Here is a 2,035-nt window from a genome sequence, read left to right as displayed (position 1 = left end):
GACTCCGCCGAAGGGCTTCTTCGGCGGAGTCTGGAGGCATACGCCGAAGGAGGAGAAAATGCACACGATCGCACAGATGGCGCCGCACTGGGGCGCCGGGGATTTCACGCCGGTCTTCCCGATCATCTGGGGGCTGGCCTGGGTCGCCGTCATCGCGCTCGCCGTCACCGGCTGGCGCAGAGGCTGGTGGGGGCCGCGACGCCCGGCCGCCGCCGCCGCGTCCCCGCCGTCGCCGACCGCGTCGGCGGAGCAGATCCTCGCCGAGCGGTACGCCCGGGGCGAGATGAGCGACGACGAGTACATGGAGCGGATGTCCGTGCTCAAGAGCGGTTCATCCTAAACCTCACGAAATTGTCACTGGCCGCATCCATGGCGTCGCGTTACGTTGCGTATACCGACGTCATGGAGAGTGGAGACGGACATGAGCGTCAGCTTCCGCGGCCGGTACACCGCCGAGCTCTTCGCCCGGTCCTGAGCGCGCAGGCCGTCGCCCTGCTCGCCGGCGGCGTCGCGGCCGGTCTGCTGGCCGGCACCGCCACGTGCACGGCGGCGCAGGGCGGCCTGCTCATGGGCCTCGTGGACGACCGCCGGGCGACGGTGGGCTGGTTCCTCGCGGGCCGGCTCGTCTCGCACACCGCGGTGGGGGCGCTGCTCGGCCTGCTCGGCTCGGCCGTCAGCCTGCCGCCGCAGGCACGGGCGGTGCTGCTGGTCACGGCCGGGCTCACGATCGTCGGCTTCGCGGTGCGGCTGTGGCGGCGCGGCCCTGACCGCTGCGCGCCCGAGCCGCGCACGCGCCGTGCGTACAAGGCTCCGCTGCTGGGGGCGGCCACCATCCTGGTGCCCTGCGGGGTGACGCTGAGCATGGAGATGATCGCGGTCTCCAGTGGATCGCCGCTGGCGGGAGCCGCGGCGATGGCGGGGTTCGTGCTCGGCACCGCGCCCGCCTTCGCGCTGCTCGGCTGGGTGCTGCGGCGCGTCTCGCGCACCAGGCTGGCCCGGCTGGCCGGGGTGGTGGCGATCGCCGCCGGCCTGTGGACCGCGGCGGCGGGCGTCAGCCTGGGCGGCTGGCTCACCGTCCCCGCGCCGGCCTCGGCGGGGCCGCCGCAGCCGACCGTCACCGTCTGGGCGACCCGCGACGGCTACCGCCCGTCCATGGTGAACGCGCCGGCGGGCGTGCCCGTGGAGGTGGTCTTCAAGGTCGCCGAGCCCGGCTGCACCGGCACGGTGTCCATCGACGGGCGCGACGTGGCCCTGCCGGCCGTCGTACGGCTGCCGCCGCAACCGCCCGGCTCCCTGCGGTACGTCTGCGGCATGGGCATGTACGCGGGATTCATCATGTTCTCGTGACGGCTCGCTGGACGCGGGCGAGGATGTCAAGTGTCGGCCATTACGGTGGGCAACCGGGCGATCACGTGCCACTCTGTCGCCATGGCCTGGCAAGGAGAGGCGCCGGCGCCGTCCGTACCGGCGCCGCGCGTGGGAGACGAGGCCGAGTTGCTGGCCGCCGCGCGGGAAGGCGACGCGCAGGCCGCGCACCGGCTCGGCAAGCTCTACGCCCAGTTCGGCGACCGCGCAGCGGCGAAGCTCTGGTGGGAACTGGCCGCCCGCCTCGGCAACATCGACAGCGCCTACAACCTGGGCGTCTGGCACGAGCAACACGGAACCCTGGAGGAGGCCGTCACCTGGTACGAGGCCGCCGCCGGCACCGGCGACGCCGAGGCCGCGACCAACCTGGCCACGCTCCTGCTGGAGCAGCGCGGCGACGTGGCGGCGGCGCGGGTGTGGTTCGAGAGCGCGGCCATGGCCGGGTCCAGGACGGCCGCCCGCCGGCTGGCGCAGCTGTGCGAGGAGGAGGGCGAACAGGCCGCGGCGCGCGAGTGGCACCGCCAGGCGGCCGCCGACGGCGACGTGGCCTCCGCCCACGACCTGGGGTTCCTGGCGTACTCGGCGGGCGACGACGAGGAGACCGTGCGCTGGTGGGAGTGCGGGGCTCGGGGCGGGCACGCCGAGTCGGCGTACTGCATGGGTCTCTACC

3 protein-coding genes are annotated in these 2,035 nt (G+C 74.2%); all 3 read left to right on the top strand.

All coding sequences use genetic code 11. From position 1 onward, the window contains the following. Nucleotides 1–58 precede the first annotated feature (58 nt). On the top strand, nucleotides 59–340 hold the full coding sequence (locus E1286_RS47060; RefSeq protein WP_132623900.1) for an SHOCT domain-containing protein: 282 nt from the start codon (nucleotides 59–61) through the stop codon (nucleotides 338–340). A 62-nt stretch (nucleotides 341–402) separates the two neighbouring features. Beyond that, nucleotides 403–1,347, top strand: a complete 945-nt coding sequence (locus E1286_RS47055) for an urease accessory protein UreH domain-containing protein (protein ID WP_132623898.1) — start codon at nucleotides 403–405, stop codon at nucleotides 1,345–1,347. A gap of 81 nt (nucleotides 1,348–1,428) precedes the next feature. After that, the coding region (locus tag E1286_RS47050; RefSeq protein WP_132623896.1) for a tetratricopeptide repeat protein at nucleotides 1,429–2,035 on the top strand (607 nt) is incomplete at its 3' end.

Source organism: Nonomuraea terrae, from assembly GCF_004348995.1.
GTDB lineage: Bacteria > Actinomycetota > Actinomycetes > Streptosporangiales > Streptosporangiaceae > Nonomuraea > Nonomuraea terrae.
The sequence above is the reverse complement of the archived record's forward strand: the minus strand, read 5'-3'. Positions and strand labels throughout refer to the sequence as shown.